Origin of the sequence: Microlunatus elymi (genome assembly GCF_007362775.1) — a bacterium.
GTDB lineage: Bacteria > Actinomycetota > Actinomycetes > Propionibacteriales > Propionibacteriaceae > Microlunatus > Microlunatus elymi.
On the sequence record NZ_CP041692.1, the window covers coordinates 3,962,203 to 3,982,501 of the forward strand.

A 20,299-nucleotide genomic window follows, 5' to 3' on the forward strand; every position below is an offset into this window, starting at 1 on the left:
TCAAGGCCGGTCGGAGCGCTGTTCGGTCTCGGGCGGTTCGTCCGATAGATCCGCACTCCGCTGCTCCGTGGTCGATGCGTCGGCATGCCGCGGCGCCTCCTCGTCCTGCCTGGGCTGGTCCCGATCGAGCTGATCCGCGTCGTTCCGATCCGCGTCGTTCCGATCCGGGTCGAGCCGGTCGGCCTCCCGGCGGGTCTCCTCGTACTCCTCACGTCGCTGGTTCAGCGCCGATTCCTTCGCAGCCGCCTCGGACTCGGCGCGCTCTGCCTCCGCTGCTCTGCGGTCCGCCTCCGCGGCGTGCTGTTCTGCCTCGGCGGCGTGCTGTTCGGCCTCCGCCCGCACGCCGCGGGCGTCCGCGCGGGCGATCCTGGCCTGCACGTCCGACTGCTCGACGCCGATCCCCTGCCGGTCCGATTGTTCCCGCAGTTCGGCTGCCCGGCGGCGGTTGGCGGCCCGGCGGCCACGGGTTGCGGCCAGGATGATCGCGATGATGATCAGGATCGCCACCACGACGACGATGATCCAGATGATGGCGGTGGTGTTCATGACGCCTCCACTCCTGTCGGCTTCCCTCACAGTCCCCCGGTTCGGCGCCGTCAAACGCCCAGCGCTCCCAAACGCCGGGCCCAATCGCCGATCTGACCGGCGAATTCAGCAGGTTCCGCGCTGACCACCTCGGCGCCGGACACGCCGAGGGCGAAGATCGCCCACTCCGGCGACTCGGCACTCAGCTCGACCCGGCAGCGGCCTGCCCCGGCCGGCTCGACCGTCGCCCAGCGGCCGATCAGGTCGCGTACGACCGCTGCCTCGGCCAGCAGCTCGGCCCGGACCGTCGTCGTACCGGTGTTGCGACTCAATCCGGCCTGGACGAAGGCCGCTGCGTCGCCGCCTGGCATCTCCCGGCGGCCGAACCGGATCCCGGTCGCGGCCGGATCGCTGATCCGGTCCAGCCGAAAACTTCTCCAGTCGCCACGATCGAGGTCGTAACCGACCAGATACCACCGATGCCCGACCGGGACCAGCCGGGCCGGGTCGACCCGCCGACTGCTGTTGGCACCGCCGCGGGCGACGTAGTCGAAGCGGATCCGTTCGTCGTCGCGACAGGCCTGGGCCAGCAGCACCAGCACGTCCGGGTCGGTCTGCGGGATCGCCTCCCACTGCGGCGCCACGGTCACCGATCCGACCGCCTCGACCCGACGGCGCAGGGCCCGCGGCATCACCTGCACCACCTTGGCCAGGGCGCGGACCGAAGCCTCGGCGATGCCGGTCAGCGATCCGTTCGCGGCCGACTGCAACCCGACCGCAAGGGCCACCGCCTCGTCGTCGTCGAGCACCAACGGCGGCAGCGACGCCCCGGGGGCCAGCTGGTAGCCGCCGCCGATACCGCGATCCGCCTGGACCGGATAGCCGAGCTCGCGCAGCCGATCGACGTCGCGGCGGAGCGTGCGGACCGAGACGTCGAGCCGGTCGGCCAGCTCGACCCCGGACCAGTAGCGATGGGTCTGCAGCAGCGACAGCAGGCGGAGCGTACGAGAACTGGTGTTCGCCATGTCGACAGTCTGATTCCTATTCAGGACAGAAAGTGGCAGCTATCGACCCTAACGTAGTTCTCATCACCAGATCTTCAGCGCAGGTTCCATCGAAAGGATCGACATGACTGCCACCGAGAGCACCGGCACGGGAAGCACCGACACCGCACTGTCACAGGAGCGAGCCGACCTGCTGGCCGCCCTCGCCCATGCCCGTCACTTCCTGCGGTTCACCGCCCGCGACCTGACTGACGAGCAGGCCAACACTCGGAGCACCGTCAGCGAGCTGACCGTCGGCGGGCTGATCAAGCACGTCACCCAGGTCGAGCGGAATTGGGCCCAGTTCACCGTCCGGGGCGCCGAGGCGATGCAGGTCTCTGACTACACCACGTGGACCGAGGACGACTTCGCCGAGTACGCCGAGGGGTTCCGGCTGTCCGACGGCGAGACGCTGGCCGGGGTGCTGGCCGACTACGACGAGGCGGCGCGGGAGACCGACCGAGTGCTCCGGGACGCGCCGTCGCTGGACACCCTGATCGAGTTGCCGAAGGCGCCGTGGAACACGGACACCCATTGGTCGGCGCGGCGGGTCTTCCAGCACATCTGCGCCGAGACCGCCCAGCATGCCGGCCATGCCGACATCATCCGGGAGTCCCTGGACGGCGCCAAGAGCATGGGTTAGTTCAGTCGATGACGTTCAGTAGATGACCTCGCCGCGGGCGCGACGATCGCGGAGCGCGGTCAGCGCCTCGGTCAGGATCTCGGCGGCCTCGGAGTCGCTGCGGCGCTCCTTCACGTAGGCCAGGTGTGTCTTGTACGGCTCGTTCTTCGGCGGCGGCGGCGGGTTGGACGAGTCCAGGTTGGCCGGCAACCCGCAGCGCGGGCAGTCCCAGCTGTCCGGCACCTGCGCGTCCGCGGCGAACGCGGGCCGGGTCTCGTGCCCGTTGCTGCAGAAGTAGGACACGTACAGTCGCGGAGCCGCCTCGCCACGTTCGGCCTCTCCCATCGGCCCGGCGCCGACTCGGCTGCCTCGGATGGCGCTTCCCCCACCAGCCACGATCTTTCCCCTATCGCACGTCGATGTCTTGGAACGGTCGTCGGTGAGCAGTCCCCCGGTCAACGACAGACCGTGAGTGTCACACCCCGAATTTGTACATCAGGCCGAGCCCGATGATGCTCGCCAGCCAGATCAGCGCGACGATGATGGTGATTCGGTCCAGGTTGCGCTCGGCCACCGAGACGCCGCCCATCGAGGACGAGACGCCGCCACCGAACAGGTCGGACAAGCCGCCACCGCGGCCCTTGTGCATCAGCACGAACAGGGCGAGGGCGAGACTGGTGACGATCAGCAGGATCGACACCGCGAGCATCGGTGCGCTCATCATCGGGACCACGAGAATCACCCGGTTACCCTAACTCACCGATCCGGCCAACCAGAATCTCTCAGAGGTCGATCACCGGCAGGTCGTAGAACCGTGCGATCGCGGCGAACTCCTCCACCACCAGGCTCGCGCCGCCGACCAGGCAGCCGTCGACGTCAGGCTGGGCCATGATCTGGGCCACGTTGCCGGCCTTGACCGAACCTCCGTACAGGATCCGGACGGCGTCGGCCACCGATTGATCATGCAGCTCGGCCAGCTTGGCTCGGATCGCCGCGGACATCTCCTGCGCGTCGTCGGGCGTCGCCACCTGGCCGGTGCCGATCGCCCACACCGGCTCGTAGGCGACGACGATGCCGGATGCCTGCTCGGCGTTGAGGTCCTTCAGCGCACCGGCCAGTTGATCGGTGGTGTGCTGGACGTGCTCGCCGGCCTCCCGGGTCTGCCGAGCCTCACCCACACACAGAATCGGCGTGATACCCGACCGCAGCAACTTCTTGATCTTGGTGTTCACCAGCGCGTCGTCCTCGCCGTGATACTGCCGGCGTTCGGAATGGCCGACCAGGACGTACCCGCAGCCGAGCTTGTGCAGCATCGCCGCCGACACCTCGCCGGTGTACGCGCCGGCGTTGTGCGCCGAGACGTCCTGGGCGCCGTAGCCGAGCTTCAGCCGGTCGCCGTCCACCAGGGTCTGAACGGTACGCAGGTCGGTGAACGGCGGCAGCACCACCACCTCGGACTTCTCCGGGTCGTGTTTCTTGTCCTCCAACGTCCAGGCCAGCTTCTGCACCAGGCCGACGGCCTCGACGTGGTTCAGATTCATCTTCCAGTTGCCGGCCATCAGCGGCTTGCGCATGTCTCACTCTTTCCGATCTGCGGTGACGGTGTGCACACTCTAGTGACCACAGCCCGCCGTCAGCCGAGAACGGCCAGGCCCGGGAGTTCCTTGCCCTCAAGGTATTCCAGGCTGGCGCCGCCACCGGTGGAGATGTGTCCGAACTGATCATCGGCGAAACCAAGATCACGAACGGCGGCAGCGGAGTCACCACCACCGACCACCGACAGGCCGTCCACCTCGGTCAGCGCCTGGGCCACCGCGCGGGTGCCACCGGCGAACGCGGCCCATTCGGCCACGCCCATCGGTCCGTTCCAGAACACGGTCTTGGCGTCCTTGATCACCGCGGCGAACGCGGCCGCCGACTCCGGACCGATGTCCAGGCCGAGTTGATCTTGAGGGATCTGGTCGACGCCGACCACGGTCGGCTTCGCGTCGGCCTTGAACTCGGGCGCCACGATCACGTCGGTCGGCAGCACAATCTTCTTGCCCACCTTGTCTGCCTGCTCCAGGTAGCCCTTGACCACCTCGACCTGATCTTGCTCCAGCAGGCTCTTGCCGACCTCATATCCCTGTGCAGCAAGGAAGGTGAACAACATGCCGCCACCGATCACCAGCGTGTCGGCGGTCTTCAGCAGGTTGTCGATCACGGCCAGCTTGTCGCTGACCTTGGCACCGCCGAGCACCACCACGTACGGTTCGGCCGGCTCCTCGGTGAGCTGTCGCAACACCTCGACCTCGGCCTTGACCAGTCCGCCGGCGGCGTTCGGCAGCTTGCCGGCAAGGTCGTAAACCGAAGCCTGCTTGCGATGGACGACGCCGAAACCGTCGGAGACGAAGACATCGCCGAGCGCGGCGTACTTGTCCGCCAACGCGCCCCGTTCGGCCTCGTCCTTGGACTCCTCGCCCGGCTCGAACCGGACGTTCTCCAGCATCGCGACCTCGCCGTCGTTCAACGAGGCAACGGTTTCGGTCGCGGACTCGCCCACCACATCACCGGCCAGCTTGACCTCGGTGCCGAGCAACTCGCCCAGCCGCTTCGCCGCGGGGGCCAGTGAGAACTCCGGCTTGACCTGACCCTTCGGCCGGCCGAGATGGGCCAGCACGATGATCTTGGCCCCGGCCTCGCGGAGCTGGGTCAGCGTCGGCACCGACGCTCGGATCCGGCCGTCGTCGGTGATCCTGCCGTCGTCCAGCGGGACGTTCAGGTCGCAGCGGATCAGCACCCGCTTGCCGCGCAGCTCACCAAGATCGGAAACAGACTTCATCATTCACCTTTCGCCATGATCATTTCCGCCGGACCCGACCGTTCCCGCACCGGTGACAGCACACCGCACCAGCTGCAGCAGGTGCGGCCTGCGGCAACTGGTGCGGGAGTGGGGTGCAAGTGCGGTCGAATCAGAGCGACTTGCCGACCAGCAGGGCCAGGTCGACCAGCCGGTTGGAGTAGCCCCACTCGTTGTCGTACCAGCCGATCACCTTGACCTGGTTGCCGATCACCTTGGTCAGCGGCGCGTCGAAGGTGCACGAGGACGGGTCGGTCTCGATGTCCTTGCTGACAATCGGATCGGTGTTGTAGGTGAGCAGACCCTTCAGCGGGCCCTCGGCGGCGGCCTGGTAGGCGGCGTTGACCTCGTCGACGCTGGTCTCCCGGCCGACCTCGACGGTCAGGTCGGTGACCGAACCGGTCGGGGTCGGCACCCGCAGCGCGTACCCGTCCAGCTTGCCCTTCAACTGCGGCAGCACCAGGCCGATCGCCTTGGCGGCGCCGGTCGAGGTCGGCACGATGTTCAGCGCCGCGGCACGGGCCCGGCGCAGATCCTTGTGCGGACCGTCCTGCAGGTTCTGGTCCTGGGTGTAGGCGTGGATGGTGGTCATCAGGCCCTTGACGATGCCGAACTCGTCGTCCAGCACCTTGGCCAGCGGGGCCAGGCAGTTGGTGGTGCAGGAGGCGTTGCTGATCACGGTGTGGTTGGCCGGGTCGTAGTCGCCGTCGTTGACCCCCATCACCACGGTGAAGTCCTCGTTCTTCGCCGGGGCGGAGATGATCACCTTCTTGGCGCCGCCGTCGATGTGCGCCTTGGCCTTGGTGGCGTCGGTGAAGAAGCCGGTCGACTCCAACACCACGTCGGCGCCGATCTCGCCCCACGGCAGCTTGGCCGGATCCTTCTCGGCGTACGACTTGATCACCTTGCCGTCGACCGCGATGCCGCCGTCGACGACCTCGACGCTGCCGGGGTAGCGACCCAGGATCGAGTCGTACTTGAGCAGGTGGGCCTGGGTGTCGTCGTCACCGAGATCGTTGAAGGCGACGACCTCGATGTCGGCGTTCGAGGCCAGCGCGGCCCTGAAGAAGTTGCGTCCGATGCGGCCGAAGCCGTTGATGCCAACACGTACGGTCATGGCTGGTAGTTCTCCTGATCTTCTCCGCAGCCGCGCGCCACGCGGACGGAGATCGGGTTCACGTTTCGGTGATGCGCTCAGCCCCGAAGGGCCCACGCGTGCCCAGGCTAACGCCCTTGCACGATCCTGGTTATAACCGGTTTGCACACTGGTCTGGACATACTTTGGTCTTCGGCGTGCAAATGTCAGGGAAGATCGGTCGCGATCCGCCTCAGTCGCGGTCTTCCAGCATCTCCGGGCTCAGGCTGGCCTCGGTGTTCGGGATGCCGAGCTCACCGGCCCGCTTGTCCGCCGTGGCCAGCAGCCGACGGATCCGGCCGGCCACCGCGTCCTTGGTCAGCGGCGGATTGTGCAGCTGGCCGAGCTCTTCCAGGCTGGCCTGCTTGTTCTCCACCCGCAGCATGCCGGCGGCCTTGAGGTGGTCGGGGACGTCCTCGCCGAGGATCTCCAGCGCCCGCTCGACCCGGGCGCCGGCGGCCACCGCGGCGCGGGCGGAGCGACGCAGATTGGCGTCGTCGAAATTTGCCAGCCGGTTGGCCGAGGCGCGGACCTCCCGCCGCATCCGCCGTTCCTCCCACTGCAGCAGGGATTCGTGCGCGCCGAGCCGGGTCAGCAACTGGCCGATCGCGTCGCCGTCGCGGATCACCACCCGGTCGACGTTACGGACCTCCCGGGACTTGGCCGAGATGCTCATCCGCCGCGCCGCGCCGACCAGCGCCAGTGCCGCCTCCGGTCCCGGGCAGGTCACCTCGAGCGCCATCGACCGTCCCGGCTCGGTCAGCGATCCGTGCGCCAGGAACGCTCCCCGCCAGGCCGCCACGCACTCCTCCAGCCCGGCTCCGACGACCTGCGGCGGCAGCCCGCGGGCAGGCCGGCCGTGGCTGTCGATCAGGCCGGTCTGCCGGGCCAGCGCCTCGCCGTCCTTGATCACCCGGACGATGTAGCGGGTGCCGCGGCGGATGCCGGAGCTGTTCACGATCACCAGATCGCTGGAGTGGCCGAACACCTCGGCGATGTCGGTACGCAGCCGGCGGGCCACCGCGCCGGTGTCCAGTTCGGCCTCGATCACGATCCGGCCGCTGACGATGTGCAGGCCGCTGGCGAACCGAAGAGTCGCGGCGACCTCGGCCTTGCGAACGCTGGGTTTGCTGACCTTGATCGTCGCGAGTTCCGCCTTCACCTGCGCCGTCATAGCCATTGCGGCACTATCTCACAACGAGCGGCAGCAGGTGAGCCGTCCCGGATCATCCCTGCTGCCCGTCCGGGTCCCGGCCCTCGAGCGCGGACGCGACCAAAGGCACCCCGTGTTCGATCGCGTACGCGGAGCTCAGCACGGTGCCGAAGTTCATCGCCCAGAGCAGATGATCCTGGTTGTCGCCGGTGGACCAGATCACCCGGCCGGCCGCGGTGGAGTCGAGCCGGGTCACCAGCCGTTCGTTCTTCAGCTTCGTCAACTGGCCGGAGTCAGTGCACCAGTGCACCAGATCGAGCTCCCCGAGCAGATCGAGTCGCTCGGCGCTGAGCGCAGCCGAGTATTCCTTTCCGGCGAGTTCGTCCAAGGTGGGATGGAGCTGCAATCCCACGCCGGTCAGGAAGGTCGTCCGCGGTGCCGACCGGCCGAGCACGTCGAAGTCGGGTGCGTAGTACTCGGCACATGCCGCGGATTTCTGCTGCCAGTCAGGATGCTGAGCCCGAACCGCGGCGAAGGCGGCGTCGACCTCGGCGACCAACCTCGCCGAGCTTTGTGGGTACCAGCCTTCGTCGAGCGATCAGATTAGGTGACCCTAACCTAATCGAGGGTGCTGTCCCTCAGACGCCCATGATGTCGGCGTAGGCGGACGCCAGCCGGAGTGGGTCGTGCCGCGGGCTGCCGTCGCGGTGGGCGACGTCGGCGAGCACCAACTCGGCACCGAGCGATCGGGCGTACGTCTCCAGGTGCGGATCGTCGCGGGCGAAGCTTCGATCCGCGATCACCACGTCCAGCCGCAGCTTCGGTGCGTGTTCGGCCAGCAGCTCCAGGTGCCTGGCCGCCGACGCGCCCTTGGTCTCGGCGTCGGACTGCACGTTCATGGTGAGGATCCGGCGGGCTCCCGTGTCCACGATCGCCCGGGCCAACTCCGGCACCAGCAGGTGCGGGATCACCGAGGTGAACCAGGAGCCGGGACCGAGGACGAGCCAGTCGGCGTCGCCGACCGCGCGCACCGCCTGCGCCGAGGCCGGCGGATCGGCCGGGTTCAGCCGAACGGCCCGGACCTCGGCCATGGTCTTGGCGACCTGCGCCTGACCTCGTACGGTGCTGACCTCGTCGGGTGCGGCGGCGTCGAGCCCGACCACGTCGGCCTCGATCTGCAGCGGTACCGCCGACATCGGCAGCACCCGACCCTTGGCGTCGAGCAGTCGCGCCACCATGTCCAGGCCGGCCACCGGGTCGCCGCCGAGCCGCTGCCACAGACCGGCGATCAGCAGGTTGCCGATCGCGTGCCCGCCCAGGCTGCCGTCGCCGGGAAAGCGATACTGCAGCACCTCGGCCCAGGTCCGGCCGGACTCGTCGTCACCGCACAGCGCCGCCAGCGCCATCCGCAGGTCGCCGGGCGGCAGGCAGTCCAGCTCGTCGCGCAGCCGACCGGACGAGCCGCCGTCGTCGGCCACCGTGACGATCGCGGTGAGCCGGTCGGTGATCCGACGCAGCGCGGTCAGGCTGGAGGCCAGTCCGTGGCCGCCGCCGAAGGCCACCACCGCCGGTAGCCGACCGAGGCTGACTTCCTCGGCCATCCCGTCAGTGCCGGTCAAGATCACTCCCGACCAAGATCACGATGCAGCACGTTGGTGGCCACGCCGGCCTCCCGCAGCCGCCGGGCGAACTCCTCGGCGATGGCGGTGCTGCGATGCTTGCCGCCGGTGCAGCCGATCGCCAGCGTGGCGAACCGTTTGCCCTCGCGGATGTAGCCGGCCCCGATCACCTTGATCATCTCCTGCAACTGGGAGATGAACTCCTCGGCACCCGGCTGCTCCAACACGTACGAGCTGACCTCGCGACTCAGACCGGTGAGCGGACGGAGCGCCGGAATCCAGTGCGGGTTGGGCAGGAACCTGACGTCGAAGACCAGGTCGGCGTCGATCGGGATGCCGTTCTTGAAGCCGAACGAGACCACGGTCATCCGCAGTTGATCTTGACCGAGGCCGCCGAAGGCGTGATTGATCCGGGTACTGAGCTGATGGACGTTCAGCGACGAGGTGTCGATCACCAGGTCCGCGGCCGCACGCAGGGTGGCCAGGCTGGTCCGTTCGGCGGTGATGCCGTCCATCAGCCGGCCGTTGCCCTGCAACGGGTGCGGGCGGCGGGCCGACTCCTGGCGGCGGACGATCACGTCGTCGCCGGCCTCCAGGTAGACGATCTCGGGCTGGATGCCGGCGTTACCCAGATCGGCGAACATGTTCGGCAGTTGCTCGAAGAACGATCGGGTGCGCACGTCCAGGACGACGGCCAACCGGGTCTGACGGGCCTGCCGGGCCAGCGTGCAGAACTCCAGCAGCAGGCTCGGCGGCAGGTTGTCCACCACGTACCAGCCGATGTCCTCCAGCGCGTTGGCCGCGGTGCTCCGACCCGCCCCGGACATCCCGGTGACGATCACCACCCGGAAGTCGTCCTTGTCTGCGGAGGTCTTGTCGGCGTCGGTGGAGCCGGCCTGGTCGGTCGTTGCGCTGCTCACGCGGCCATTATTCACGGCTGCGTCGATCCGTCGTCGACCCCGATGCCGAGTGCGGCGGCAAGTGTCTCGGCCAACTCCAACAGATCGGCCCGGTCGACGGTCGCGCCGGCCAGACCGGCGACGCCGCCGATCCGGACCAGCCGGCAGCGTTCGAACCGGACCCGGGAGAGCGATGCGTTGCTGAACTCCGCCTCGGTCAGATCGCAATCGGCAAAGACGACGTCGACGAGTCTGCTGGAGCCGAAGTCCGTGCCGGCCAGCACACAGTTCTCGAACCGGACCCGTTCGGCTTGCAGGAAACGCAGATTCGCCAAGTTGATCATGGTGTCGGCGATGACCACGTTCTTCCAACTGCAGCCGGATGCTTGCAGCCCGAGCATCCGGCTGTGCCGCACCTCGACCCGCTGCCAGCCGGACTCGACGAACTCCGCGTTGGCCAGGTCGCAGCCGGAGAAGCTGCAGTCGGCGAAGGCGGCGTGCCGCCAGTTGGACGAGGCCAGGGTGACGTCGGCGAAGCGCGACCCGGAGGCCTCGGCGTAGTCCGACTCCAGTGCAGCAAGATCAACTCCGGCCAGCGCGATCGCGTTCATGATCAGGTCGTCGCCGCCGGTGGGCGCGTCCGCGGCCGGTCTGGCCTTGCCGGTACGCGGTGCCAGCGGCGGTCGCGGTGCCCGATCCGGGCCCGCGTCGACGGAGTTGTTGATCATGAACCGTCGAGGATCTCGCCGGTGGCGGTGTTGATCACCTCGCCGTTGGGTCGCTGATCCAGGGCCGCCTTCACCGCGGTCGCCGTCCGGTCACCGAAGCCGGGCACCGCGGCGATGTCCTCGACTCGGGCCTCGCGCAGTTTCTTCAACGAGCCGAAGTGCGAGAGCAGGGCCTTGCGCCGTACCTCACCCAGGCCGGGAACCTGATCCAGCACCGACTCCACCATCGACTTGCTGCGCCGGGACCGGTGATGGGTGATGGCGAAGCGGTGCGCCTCGTCCCGGACGCGTTGCAGCAGGTAGAGCCCTTCCGAAGTCCGCGGCAGGATCAGCGGATCCTCCTCGTCCGGCAGCCACACCTCCTCCAACCGCTTGGCCAGGCCGCACAGGGCGACATCGGTGATGCCGAGCTCGTTCATCGCTGCATCCGCTGCGGCGACCTGCGGCGGCCCGCCGTCGACCACCACCAGCGCCGGGGCGTAGGCGAACTTCTTCGGCGCGCCGGTGGTCGGGTCGACCAGCAACGGACCCTCCCCCGTCGCCGCGTCCCCGGGCGCCTGCATCGACGCCTGCTCGTCCAGCAGCCGCCTGAATCGGCGGGTGATCACCTCGTGCATCGCGGCGACGTCGTTCTGTCCCTCGAACCCCTTGATCACGAACCGCCGATACTCGCTCTTGCGCGGCAGGCCGTCCTCGAAGACGACCATCGAGGCGACCACCTCGGTGCCCTGCAGGTTGGAGATGTCGTAGCACTCGATCCGCAGCGGCGGCGCCGGCAGCTCCAGCGCAGTCTGGATCTCCTCCAGCGCACGGTTGCGGGTGGACAGGTCCTGAGCCCGGACCGTCTTGTGCCGGACCAGCGCCTCCCGGGCGTTCTTCGCCACGGTGTCCATCAACACCCGCTTGTCGCCGCGCTGCGGGACTCGGATGTCGACCTTGCTGCCGCGGATCTCACCCAGCAGCTCGGTCAGCGACTGCTGGCTCGGTGGCAGCGCCGGCACCAGAATCTCCCGGGGGATGGCCTGCTGATCCGGATCGGAGGTGTCGGCCTCGGAGTAGAGCTGCAGCAGGAACTGCTCCACCAACTCGCCGGTGTCGCCCTCGTCGGCCCGGTCGGCCACCCAGCCGCGCTCTCCGCGGACGCGCCCACCGCGGACGTGGAAGATCTGCACGGCGACCTCCAGCGGATCCTCGGCCAGCGCGATCACGTCGGCGTCGGTGCCGTCGCGGAAGGCGATCGCGTTCTTCTCCATCGCCCGATGCAGTGCACCGAGATCGTCGCGGAGCCGGGCGGCCTTCTCGAACTCGAGATCGTCACTGGCCTGTTGCATCTGGCGCTTCAGCCGTCGTTCGACCGGTGCGGTCTGACCGGCCATGAACTTGCAGAAGTCCTCGACGATGTCGCGATGGTCATCGGCGCTGATCCGGCCGACACAAGGCGCCGAACACTTGCCGATGTAGCCGAGCAGGCAGGGCCGGCCGACCTGCTGCGCGTTGCGGAAAACCCCCTGCGAGCAGGACCGCATCGGGAACACCCGCAGCAGCAGATCGACCGTCTCGCGAATCGCCCAGGCATGACCGTACGGGCCGAAGTAGCGGTTGCCCTTGCGCTTGGCGCCGCGGCCGACGTGCACCCGCGGGAACTCCTCCGACCAGGTCACCGCCAGCCAGGGATAGGACTTGTCGTCGCGGTATTTGATGTTGAACCGCGGGTCGTACTCCTTGATCCAGGAATACTCCAGGGCCAGCGATTCGACCTCGCTCTGCACCACCGTCCACTGCACCTTGGCGGCGGTGTGCACCATCGCGTACGTCCTCGGGTGCAGCCCCCTGGGGTCGGCGAAGTACGAATTCAGCCGGGACCGCAGACTCTTCGCCTTGCCGACGTAGATGACCCGGCCGTGATCGTCGCTGAACCGATAGACCCCCGGCTGGTCCGGGATCGACCCCGGACGCGGACGATAACTCTGCGGATCTGCCACGGCGACAGCCTAGGAGGCACTACGGACACTCGAACATCGGAGTTGTCAGCGGCAGAGGTCGCTATCGCGCGTCCTTATGCTGACAGCTCGGCGATGACGGAGAAGATCCGCTCCGGTTCGGTCCGCTGCTCGGACAGGTCATAGACCCGATCGGCAATCTCGTCCGGATCCAGCGACAGCCGGGCCAGAGCCTCGGCGTCGATGTCGGTGCCGGCGAACTGGTCCGACCGGGCGGTCATCGCGGTGTGGATGTCGCCGCCGCGGATGCCGCCGCCGATCACCAGCGACCCGACGAAGACGCCTTGGTCGGCGACCGCGGCGTTCAGGGTCAGCGCGTAGCTGCGGAGGGCGGCCGAGGTGATCGCCAGATTGCCGAGCTCGGGCATCGGCCGGATCGCGCTCAGGCCGGTCGGCAGCAGGATCGTCCCGCGGCCACGTTCCAGCATCCCGGGCAGTACCGCAGCCACCGCGTCGGCCGCGGCGGGCACCAGCGCGAACCCGTCCCGTACGGCGGCGCCGGTGACCTGCACGATCGGCACCGGCAAGCTCGCCGGATCCATCGCCGCCGGACCGAAGTAGAGCACCTCGATCGGACCGAGACGATCCTGGATTCGGGCCAGTGCCGCGTTCAGTTGCTCGCCGTCCAGGACGTCGGCCACCTCGGCGGTCGCCGTCACCCCTTCGGCGACCAACTGCTCCAGGTAGGCCGGGTGCCGCGCGTCCGACCGGGACACCACGGCGACTCCGTCCGCTCCCATCGATCCGATTAAGTTGAGGCGCTACTCAAGTATGGCCAATTTAGGCGAAATTGAGGTTGACCTCAAGATCTGATTCCGGTCGGCTCGGCCGACGCTCCGAACCAGTACGGTGGGCCGGGTGACGAACGTGACGACCGGGCCAGCTGCCCAAGCCGGCGTGGCCAGACGCCGGGACGCGGTGGCGAACCGGACCAAGCTGGTGGACGCGGCCGCTGCCGTCTTCGCCGAGCGCGGTGTGGACGCGCCACTGGAGGCGATCGCCCGTCGCGCGCAGGTCAGCATCGGCACGCTCTACAACCACTTCCGCACCCGCGAACAACTGCTGGACGCGATCTACCCGGACCGGATCGCAGATCTTGCGGCCGCCGCCGACGCGGCGCTTGCCGACGAGGACAGCTGGCTTGGCTTCAGCGGATTCCTGTTGCAGGTGTTCGAGCTCCAGGCCACCGACCGCGGGCTGAACGACGCGATGACCTTGCGCTACCCGGACGCCGCGCTGCTGACCGAGGCCTGCGACCGCGGCTTCGCCCGGGCCGGCGAGTTGATCAAACGGGCTCAGCTGGCCGGGACGCTGCGGAAGGACTTCACCGTCGAGGACCTGGCCTTCCTGATCTGGGCCACCTCGCGGGTGATCGCCGCCACCGCGGACATCGCCCCGACGGCCTGGCGGCGCTACGTCGGCCTGCAGCTGGACGGGCTCAGAGCGGCGGCCGCGCACCGGTTGCCGGTGCCGGCGATGACTCCAGATCAGGTAGCTCAAGCAATGCAGTCGCGCCCATGATCCGGGTAGCGGCCTAGCGGGCGGCGCCGCAGACCCAGGCGGTGGCCCGCTGAACGGCGTTGTCCCAACGCCGGTGCTGCTCCTCGTCGGCCTTCGAGACCTCGCGGAAGGTGAGCCGCTCGAGTTCGGGTGAGCCCAGGAACGGCCCGATCTGATCACGCCAGAGCACACCGAGCGAATCGGTCTGCGCGTCCCGCCGATCGAGCGACTGATCGGAGGTGTTGATCACCAGTACCCGCCGCAGGTTGGGCGCGGGCTTCGGTGTCGCGGACGCCTGTTCGTCGGCCAACAGCACCCGGTCCAGCCAACCGGCGACGATGGCCGGCGGTTTGCCCCACCAGTCCGGATGGATCACCACCAGTGCCTGAGCCTCGGCCAGCTCCTGCCGGTGCCGCCGTACCAGCGGATCCGGCGACGGAGCAAGATCACGTACCTGATCCGAACTGGTGCCGCGGGTCCAGACCTCGCCGGCGATGGCCTCCGGCTCGGTCAGCACCGGATCGAACGACTCGGCGTAGAGGTCGTGGCTGGTCTGCCGGACGCCGGTCTGGGCCAGCACCGTACGCACCCGGTCGGCCAGTTCAAGATCAAGACTGCCGGCGCGCGGATGCGCGACCACGATCATCACCGGCGAAAGCACGTTCACGCGGGTCAGAGTAATCGAGTCGATCTCGGTACGATCTTGACGTCACCGCGCCCCGGGCGCTCCGCTCTCCGACAGGTCGTGAGGTCATGACTGTTCTGCCGCACATCCCCCAGAGGTTGCATGCCATCGGCCAGGCCGGCGTGATCGCCGTGCTGCGAGCGCCGTCGTCGGAGGCTGCCGTGGCCGCAGCGGAAGCGGTGATCGCCGGGGGTGTGACGGCCATCGAGGTCACCTACAGCACGCCGAGCCCGGCGGCCGCCATCGCCCGGATCGCGCAGGAATTCCCGGAGGCCATCGTCGGCGCCGGCACCCTGACCCGGGAACCGCAGGTCAACGAGGCGGCGGCCGCCGGCGCTGCCTTCCTGGTCAGCCCGGGCACCTCACCGTCGATCGTGACCGCGATGGTCGACACCGGCCTGCCCACGATGAGCGGAGCCGTCACGCCGACCGAGGTGATGTCGGCCATGGAGCTCGGCGTGAACGCGGTGAAGATCTTCCCGGGGTCACTGGTCGGGCCGAGCTATCTGAGGGCGCTGCGCGGGCCCTTCCCTGACGTGCCGCTGATGCCGACCGGGGGCGTATCGGTCGACAACCTCGCCGATTGGCTGGCGGCCGGCGCGTTCGCGGTCGGCGCCGGCAGCGAGTTGTGCAGCGCCGCCGACATGGAAGATCAGAACTGGCAGCTGATCACCGACAAGGCCACCCGATTCAGTGAAGCACTGGCCGCCGCCCGCAGCTGATCTCGATCCGTCCGGCGTCAGCCGGGGCCGGCACCTAGCAACGCGTAGCCCAGGCTCGAGGGACTGTGGACCACGCTGTTCGCGCGACGGATCGACGTAACCAGGCCCGCCTGCCGCAAGATCGTGGTGTGGTGACTCGCGGTCGCCAGTGAGATGCCGACCCGAGCCGCCACCTCACTGGTGCTTGCCCCGTCGGCGATGGAGCTCAGGACGGCCGCCCGCGTGCTACCGATCAACTCGGCGATGCCGTCCGAGCCTGCCTCGCCGACGGCATGCTCGATCGGATAGACCAGCACCGGATCGAGCGAATCGTCGGCCAGCATGACCGGCATCCGGAAGCAGAAGAACGACGGCACCAGCAGCAGTCCGCGCCCCTTCAGTTCGACCGTCCGCTCGACCGGATAGGCACTCTCCAGCCACGGCGATCGCCAACGGCCGCCCGCGAACAACGTGTCCAGCACAGCCTCCACGCCGCCTTGCATCATCGTCTGCATCACGTCGGCCCGATGGGTTCCGATCGCGGTCTCGATCGCGGTACGGTCCGGTTCGACCAGCGCCCGGTAATAGCCCCGCAGCACGTCACCGAATCTGGTCAAGACCGTGGTGTCGCCCTTCGCCATGCCGCTCAGCCACGGGCGTCTGGCGTCCAACTGTCCGATCTCGGATCGCAGCCGAGGCAGCGGGGTGGACAGTACGGTGTCCACCTCGTCCTCGAAGCCGCCGGTCGGCTGATCGGGAGTGAGGAAGTCGGGAAAGTAAGCGCTCCTCGGCGCGATGGCTGCCAGCACGCCGGCGGCGTTGCGGACGGCCGGCTGCTTCCGGCCGACCCGCCAGCGCCGCACCCAGCTCTCGTAGCCGACCGGCCGTTGGGCAGCGTTCAACTGGAGCAGTTGGACGCTCCCGATCAGTTCCCACATCGGATCCATCGCCTGACACACCCGGACACGGGTCAGGTCCTCCGGGGTGAACTGAATTCTGAGCACAATGCCTCAATCGCAGCGACCTTGATCGACCCGCGACATTCTGCTGGAAATCCGGTCAGAAGAACACAGTGAATTCGTAATTCGCGCAATAATCCACCGCAAGTCGTACCCGTCGGCGCATTGATCAATCCAGCGGTGGGATTTGGCTGATCAGTCAGTTATTCCGTGATCAATCGACCGGCACTCGCGTCAGGCGGAGACGTCGAGTTGATTTCCGTCGGCAGTCACCTTGGCGGGGTTCAACGGCTTGTCGGCCGGGCCGCGGAGAACCGATCCGTCCTTGATCGAGAACTGGCTGCCGTGGCAGTTACAAGTGATCGTTGTGCCCTGGATCTGGCTGACCGGACAGCCCTGGTGGGTGCAGGTGCTGCTGAACGCCTTGAAATCGCCGGAGCTGGGCTGGGTCACCACGTACGCCCCCTTGATCACGCCGCTGCCGGACGGGACGTCGGATTTCGCAATCGTCATCGGCGCGGCCGACGATGCACCGGAAGCCGCACCACCAGCTCCGCCGGAGCAGGCGCCCAGCACGGCCGCGCCGCCACCACCCAAGGCGATCAGGCCGAGGGACCGGAACAGGTCTCGACGGGATCCGGGTTTGGACGACTTGAGGAACGCCTCGACCATGCTGTTGACCTCCAGGGTGTGTGCTGCGGACACGCTAACTGATCGTTCAATCACCAAGGTGAACGCAGCATGGCCCTCGGAGGTTCACGTCCTCAGCTCTCTCAGCCGCCGCTCTTTCGTCCTGGCGTCCGCCTGGCACTCGTCTTCTTGGCGCTGGTCTTCTTGGCCGTCTCCTTCTTCGCCGTCGTGGTCTTGGCCGTCGTGGCATTCGTCGACGTGGTCTTCTTGGCCGGCGTCCGCTTGCGGACCGACGGCTTGGCCACCGCCTTGGTGGCGACCGGGCGCCGCGACGCCGTGGCCGCGACCAATTCCGGCTGGTCGGGGCCGATCGGCACCTCGCGGCCGTGCAGAATCTCCTTCAGGAACTGCCCGGTGTACGACTCAGGGGTCCGGGCGATCTGCTCCGGTGTTCCCTCGGCGATCACGGTGCCCCCTCGGGAACCTCCCTCGGGACCCATGTCGATCAGCCAGTCCGCGGTCTTGATCACGTCCAGGTTGTGCTCGATCACCACCACCGTGTTGCCGGCGTCGACCAACCGCCCGAGCACGCCGAGCAGCTTGCGGATGTCCTCGAAGTGCAGGCCGGTGGTCGGCTCGTCCAGCACGTACAGTGTCCGCCCGGTGGACCGCTTCTGCAGCTCGCTGGCGAGCTTGACCCGCTGCGCTTCGCCGCCGGACAGAGTCGGTGCCGGCTGGCCGAGCCGGACATAGCCCAGGCCGACCTCGTTCAGCGTCCGCAGATGCCGGTGGATCGCCGGGATCGCGGCGAAGAACTCGGCGGCTTCCTCGATCGGCATGTCCAGGATCTCGGAGATCGTCTTGCCCTTGTAGTGGACTTCGAGGGTTTCGCGGTTGTAACGGGCGCCGTGGCAGACCTCGCAGGGCACGTACACGTCGGGCAGGAAGTTCATCTCGATCTTGATCGTGCCGTCGCCCATGCAGTTCTCACAGCGGCCGCCCTTGACGTTGAAGGAGAAGCGGCCCGGCTGGTAGCCGCGCACCTTGGCCTCCGGCGTTTCGGCGAACAGCTTGCGCATGTGATCGAAGACGCCCGTGTACGTGGCCGGGTTGGACCGCGGCGTCCGCCCGATCGGCGACTGGTCGACGTGGATGATCTTGTCGATCTCGTCCGCGCCGGTGATCGTCCGGTGCTTGCCCGGCACCGTCCGGGCGTTGTAGATCCGCTTGGCCAGTGCGGTGTAGAGAATGCTGTTCACCAGCGTCGACTTGCCCGATCCCGACACCCCGGTGACCGCGATCAGCTGGCCGAGCGGGAAGGACACGTCGATGTCCTGCAGGTTGTGCTCGGTCGCGCCGCGAACCGTGACCGCCCGACCGTCCTGGGCTCGGCGATGCCGCGGCAACGGGATCTCCCGCCGGCCCGACAGGTAGGCGCCGGTCAGCGACTTCTCGCACTTCAGCAGATCCTCGACCGGACCGGAGACCACCACGTGACCGCCATGCTCCCCCGCACCCGGGCCGATGTCGACCGCCCAGTCGGCGGCACGGATGGTGTCCTCGTCGTGCTCCACCACGATCAGGGTGTTGCCGATGTCGCGGAGCCGGATCAGGGTGTCGATCAACCGGCGGTTGTCACGTTGATGCAGACCGATCGACGGCTCGTCCAACACATACAGCACGCCGGCCAGACCGGAGCCGATCTGAGTGGCCAACCGGATCCGCTGTGCCTCGCCGCCGGACAGGCTGCCGGTGGGACGATCCAAGGACAGGTAGTCCAGGCCCACGTCCAGCAGGAACTTCAGCCGCTCATTGATCTCCTTCAGCACTCGCTCGGCGATCTGCTTCTCCCGCTTGCTCAGCCTGAGTGCGGCCAGGAACTCGGCCGCCTTGTCGATCGCCATCGCCGACACCTCGGCGATGTTCTTCCCGCCGATGGTGACCGCCAGCGACGTCGGCTTCAGCCGGGCACCGCCACAGACCGAACACGGCACCTCGCGCATGTAGCCGGCGAACCGCTCCCGGGAGGTGTCGGTCTCGGCCTCGGCATGCCGCCGCTCGACATAGGAGACGACGCCCTCGAACTTGGCGTTGTAGGACCGCTCGCGACCGTAGCGGTTCTTGTAGCTGACGTGGACCTGCCCGTCCACCCCGTACAACAGCAGCTTCTTGGCCCGCGCGGGTAGCTCGCTCCACGGCGCACTGGTGCTGAACTTCGCGTCCTTGGCCAACGCCTCGATCAACCGGCCGAAGTAGTCGGCCACGTGCATCCCGGTCCACGGCGCGATCGCACCCTCGTCCAGGCTCTTGTCCGGATCCGGCACCACCAGCTCCGGATCGACCTCCATCTTGGTGCCGATGCCGGAACACTCCGGGCAGGCCCCCCACGGGGCGTTGAAGGAGAACTGCCGCGGCTCCAACTCCTCGACCGAGATGTCGTGGTCGTTGGGGCAGGCCATCTTCTCCGAGTAGCGCCGCTCCCGATCCGGGTCCTTGGGGTCGAGATCGACGAAGTCGACCGACACCACCCCGGGGGCCAGCGCCAACGCGGTCTCCACCGAATCGGTCAGCCGCTGCTTGGCCGACGGTTTGGCGGCCAACCGGTCGACGATCACGTCGATGTTGTGCTTCTTCTGCTTGTCCAGGGTCGGCGGATCGGTCAGTTGGTGCAGCTCGCCGTCCACCCGGATCCGGCTGAAGCCGCCGGTCGCCAACTGCCGGAACAGGTCGACATACTCCCCCTTGCGCCCACGCACGACGGGCGCCAACACCTGGAACCGGGTGCCGTCCTCCAGTCCGAGCAGCCGGTCCACGATCTGCTGTGGCGACTGCCGGCTGATCGGCTCGCCACAGATCGGACAGTGCGGGTGACCTGCCCGGGCGTAGAGCAGGCGAAGGTAGTCGTACACCTCGGTGATGGTGCCGACGGTGGACCTCGGGTTGCGGTTGGTCGACTTCTGGTCGATCGACACCGCCGGCGACAGGCCCTCGATGAAGTCCACGTCCGGTTTGTCCATCTGTCCGAGGAACTGCCGGGCGTAGGCGGACAGCGACTCGACGTAGCGCCGCTGCCCCTCGGCGAAGATGGTGTCGAAGGCGAGGCTGGACTTGCCGGACCCGGAGAGCCCGGTGAACACGATCATCGCGTCTCGGGGTAGGTCCAGCGAGACGTCGCGCAGATTATGCTCGCGGGCACCGCGGATGATGAGTCGATCAGTCACGACGGCCATGCTAGGGCGAGCCTCCGACAGAACATCTTTC

General features: G+C 67.9%; 21 protein-coding genes. 3 read left to right on the forward strand and 18 right to left on the reverse strand.

Annotation, left to right across the window (positions count from 1 at the left end; translation table 11 throughout):
* Both FOE78_RS17820 and FOE78_RS17825 read right to left on the reverse strand, forming a co-directional pair.
* Positions 1-546, reverse strand: coding sequence for a hypothetical protein (locus FOE78_RS17820; RefSeq protein ID WP_143987482.1), 546 nt, complete (start codon positions 544-546; stop codon positions 1-3).
* Between the two features lie 50 nt (positions 547-596).
* Positions 597-1,550, reverse strand: a complete 954-nt coding sequence (locus FOE78_RS17825) for a helix-turn-helix transcriptional regulator (protein WP_143987483.1) — start codon at positions 1,548-1,550, stop codon at positions 597-599.
* A gap of 103 nt (positions 1,551-1,653) precedes the next feature.
* On the opposite strand from FOE78_RS17825, the gene FOE78_RS17830 reads away from it, so the two are divergent.
* The gene (locus FOE78_RS17830) at positions 1,654-2,211 is read left to right on the forward strand and encodes a DinB family protein (protein WP_143987484.1); all 558 of its coding nucleotides are present in this window, start codon (positions 1,654-1,656) and stop codon (positions 2,209-2,211) included.
* Positions 2,212-2,226: 15 nt separating this feature from the next.
* On the opposite strand, the gene FOE78_RS17835 is transcribed toward FOE78_RS17830, so the two are convergent.
* From FOE78_RS17835 to FOE78_RS17890, 12 genes are all read right to left on the reverse strand, one after another.
* Positions 2,227-2,535 carry an RNA polymerase-binding protein RbpA gene (locus tag FOE78_RS17835; protein ID WP_266095039.1) on the reverse strand — a complete coding sequence of 103 codons (309 nt, stop codon included), beginning with the start codon at positions 2,533-2,535 and terminating at the stop codon, positions 2,227-2,229.
* Between the two features lie 130 nt (positions 2,536-2,665).
* Positions 2,666-2,899 carry a preprotein translocase subunit SecG gene (secG, locus tag FOE78_RS17840; RefSeq protein ID WP_210415042.1) on the reverse strand — a complete coding sequence of 78 codons (234 nt, stop codon included), beginning with the start codon at positions 2,897-2,899 and terminating at the stop codon, positions 2,666-2,668.
* A 73-nt stretch (positions 2,900-2,972) separates the two neighbouring features.
* Positions 2,973-3,764, reverse strand: coding sequence for a triose-phosphate isomerase (gene tpiA, locus FOE78_RS17845; protein ID WP_228265875.1), 792 nt, complete (start codon positions 3,762-3,764; stop codon positions 2,973-2,975).
* A gap of 59 nt (positions 3,765-3,823) precedes the next feature.
* Entirely contained in the window at positions 3,824-5,011 is a 1,188-nt protein-coding gene (locus FOE78_RS17850; protein WP_143987486.1) for a phosphoglycerate kinase, read from the reverse strand.
* 130 nt (positions 5,012-5,141) lie between these two features.
* Entirely contained in the window at positions 5,142-6,146 is a 1,005-nt protein-coding gene (gene gap / locus FOE78_RS17855; RefSeq protein WP_143987487.1) for a type I glyceraldehyde-3-phosphate dehydrogenase, read from the reverse strand.
* A gap of 211 nt (positions 6,147-6,357) precedes the next feature.
* On the reverse strand, positions 6,358-7,344 hold the full coding sequence (whiA, locus tag FOE78_RS17860) for a DNA-binding protein WhiA (RefSeq protein WP_143987488.1): 987 nt from the start codon (positions 7,342-7,344) through the stop codon (positions 6,358-6,360).
* A gap of 46 nt (positions 7,345-7,390) precedes the next feature.
* Complete coding sequence (locus FOE78_RS17865; protein ID WP_143987489.1) at positions 7,391-7,876, reverse strand: hypothetical protein; 486 nt, start codon at positions 7,874-7,876, stop codon at positions 7,391-7,393.
* A gap of 79 nt (positions 7,877-7,955) precedes the next feature.
* Complete coding sequence (locus FOE78_RS17870; protein WP_143988907.1) at positions 7,956-8,918, reverse strand: gluconeogenesis factor YvcK family protein; 963 nt, start codon at positions 8,916-8,918, stop codon at positions 7,956-7,958.
* Between the two features lie 20 nt (positions 8,919-8,938).
* Entirely contained in the window at positions 8,939-9,763 is an 825-nt protein-coding gene (rapZ, locus tag FOE78_RS17875) for an RNase adapter RapZ (RefSeq protein ID WP_266095040.1), read from the reverse strand.
* A gap of 104 nt (positions 9,764-9,867) precedes the next feature.
* Positions 9,868-10,563 (reverse strand): pentapeptide repeat-containing protein, encoded by a 696-nt coding sequence (locus tag FOE78_RS17880; protein WP_143987490.1) that lies wholly within the window; start codon positions 10,561-10,563, stop codon positions 9,868-9,870.
* Positions 10,560-12,545: an excinuclease ABC subunit UvrC gene (gene uvrC / locus FOE78_RS17885; protein ID WP_143987491.1), complete on the reverse strand. Its 1,986-nt coding sequence runs from the start codon at positions 12,543-12,545 to the stop codon at positions 10,560-10,562. Before uvrC ends, FOE78_RS17880 begins: the two co-directional genes overlap by 4 nt.
* Positions 12,546-12,619: 74 nt before the next feature.
* The gene (locus tag FOE78_RS17890; protein ID WP_143987492.1) at positions 12,620-13,303 is read right to left on the reverse strand and encodes an SDR family NAD(P)-dependent oxidoreductase; all 684 of its coding nucleotides are present in this window, start codon (positions 13,301-13,303) and stop codon (positions 12,620-12,622) included.
* Between the two features lie 118 nt (positions 13,304-13,421).
* Between FOE78_RS17890 and FOE78_RS17895 the strand changes: the two genes are divergently transcribed.
* Entirely contained in the window at positions 13,422-14,084 is a 663-nt protein-coding gene (locus FOE78_RS17895; RefSeq protein ID WP_210414654.1) for a TetR/AcrR family transcriptional regulator, read from the forward strand.
* A gap of 13 nt (positions 14,085-14,097) precedes the next feature.
* Here FOE78_RS17895 and FOE78_RS17900 read toward each other — a convergent pair whose 3' ends face one another.
* Positions 14,098-14,730: an NAD(P)H-dependent oxidoreductase gene (locus tag FOE78_RS17900; protein ID WP_143987493.1), complete on the reverse strand. Its 633-nt coding sequence runs from the start codon at positions 14,728-14,730 to the stop codon at positions 14,098-14,100.
* A gap of 86 nt (positions 14,731-14,816) precedes the next feature.
* Between FOE78_RS17900 and FOE78_RS17905 the strand changes: the two genes are divergently transcribed.
* Positions 14,817-15,470: a bifunctional 4-hydroxy-2-oxoglutarate aldolase/2-dehydro-3-deoxy-phosphogluconate aldolase gene (locus FOE78_RS17905; RefSeq protein ID WP_143987494.1), complete on the forward strand. Its 654-nt coding sequence runs from the start codon at positions 14,817-14,819 to the stop codon at positions 15,468-15,470.
* Between the two features lie 17 nt (positions 15,471-15,487).
* Here the strand turns inward: FOE78_RS17905 and FOE78_RS17910 are convergent, their stop codons facing one another.
* The 3 genes from FOE78_RS17910 to uvrA all read right to left on the reverse strand — a co-directional run bounded on the left by FOE78_RS17910 (position 15,488) and on the right by uvrA (position 20,268).
* Entirely contained in the window at positions 15,488-16,387 is a 900-nt protein-coding gene (locus FOE78_RS17910) for an ArsR/SmtB family transcription factor (protein WP_168207573.1), read from the reverse strand.
* A 255-nt stretch (positions 16,388-16,642) separates the two neighbouring features.
* Complete coding sequence (locus FOE78_RS17915) at positions 16,643-17,113, reverse strand: Rieske (2Fe-2S) protein (protein WP_228265876.1); 471 nt, start codon at positions 17,111-17,113, stop codon at positions 16,643-16,645.
* Between the two features lie 68 nt (positions 17,114-17,181).
* Positions 17,182-20,268: an excinuclease ABC subunit UvrA gene (gene uvrA, locus FOE78_RS17920; RefSeq protein ID WP_143987496.1), complete on the reverse strand. Its 3,087-nt coding sequence runs from the start codon at positions 20,266-20,268 to the stop codon at positions 17,182-17,184.
* Positions 20,269-20,299: the final 31 nt, after the last annotated feature.

Bases quoted from the DNA above. Each gene is read 5' to 3' on its own strand.
- tpiA (WP_228265875.1), bottom strand. From the start codon at position 3,764: ATGCGCAAGCCGCTGATGGCCGGCAACTGGAAGATGAATCTGAACCAC.
- whiA (WP_143987488.1), bottom strand. From the start codon at position 7,344: ATGGCTATGACGGCGCAGGTGAAGGCGGAACTCGCGACGATCAAGGTC.
- FOE78_RS17905 (WP_143987494.1), top strand. From the start codon at position 14,817: ATGACTGTTCTGCCGCACATCCCCCAGAGGTTGCATGCCATCGGCCAG.
- FOE78_RS17830 (WP_143987484.1), top strand. From the start codon at position 1,654: ATGACTGCCACCGAGAGCACCGGCACGGGAAGCACCGACACCGCACTG.
- FOE78_RS17825 (WP_143987483.1), bottom strand. From the start codon at position 1,550: ATGGCGAACACCAGTTCTCGTACGCTCCGCCTGCTGTCGCTGCTGCAG.
- FOE78_RS17820 (WP_143987482.1), bottom strand. From the start codon at position 546: ATGAACACCACCGCCATCATCTGGATCATCGTCGTCGTGGTGGCGATC.
- gap (WP_143987487.1), bottom strand. From the start codon at position 6,146: ATGACCGTACGTGTTGGCATCAACGGCTTCGGCCGCATCGGACGCAAC.
- FOE78_RS17880 (WP_143987490.1), bottom strand. From the start codon at position 10,563: ATGATCAACAACTCCGTCGACGCGGGCCCGGATCGGGCACCGCGACCG.
- uvrA (WP_143987496.1), bottom strand. From the start codon at position 20,268: ATGGCCGTCGTGACTGATCGACTCATCATCCGCGGTGCCCGCGAGCAT.
- FOE78_RS17910 (WP_168207573.1), bottom strand. From the start codon at position 16,387: ATGTGGGAACTGATCGGGAGCGTCCAACTGCTCCAGTTGAACGCTGCC.
- FOE78_RS17890 (WP_143987492.1), bottom strand. From the start codon at position 13,303: ATGGGAGCGGACGGAGTCGCCGTGGTGTCCCGGTCGGACGCGCGGCAC.
- FOE78_RS17835 (WP_266095039.1), bottom strand. From the start codon at position 2,535: ATGGGAGAGGCCGAACGTGGCGAGGCGGCTCCGCGACTGTACGTGTCC.
- FOE78_RS17850 (WP_143987486.1), bottom strand. From the start codon at position 5,011: ATGAAGTCTGTTTCCGATCTTGGTGAGCTGCGCGGCAAGCGGGTGCTG.
- rapZ (WP_266095040.1), bottom strand. From the start codon at position 9,763: ATGTCCGGGGCGGGTCGGAGCACCGCGGCCAACGCGCTGGAGGACATC.
- FOE78_RS17870 (WP_143988907.1), bottom strand. From the start codon at position 8,918: ATGGCCGAGGAAGTCAGCCTCGGTCGGCTACCGGCGGTGGTGGCCTTC.
- secG (WP_210415042.1), bottom strand. From the start codon at position 2,899: ATGCTCGCGGTGTCGATCCTGCTGATCGTCACCAGTCTCGCCCTCGCC.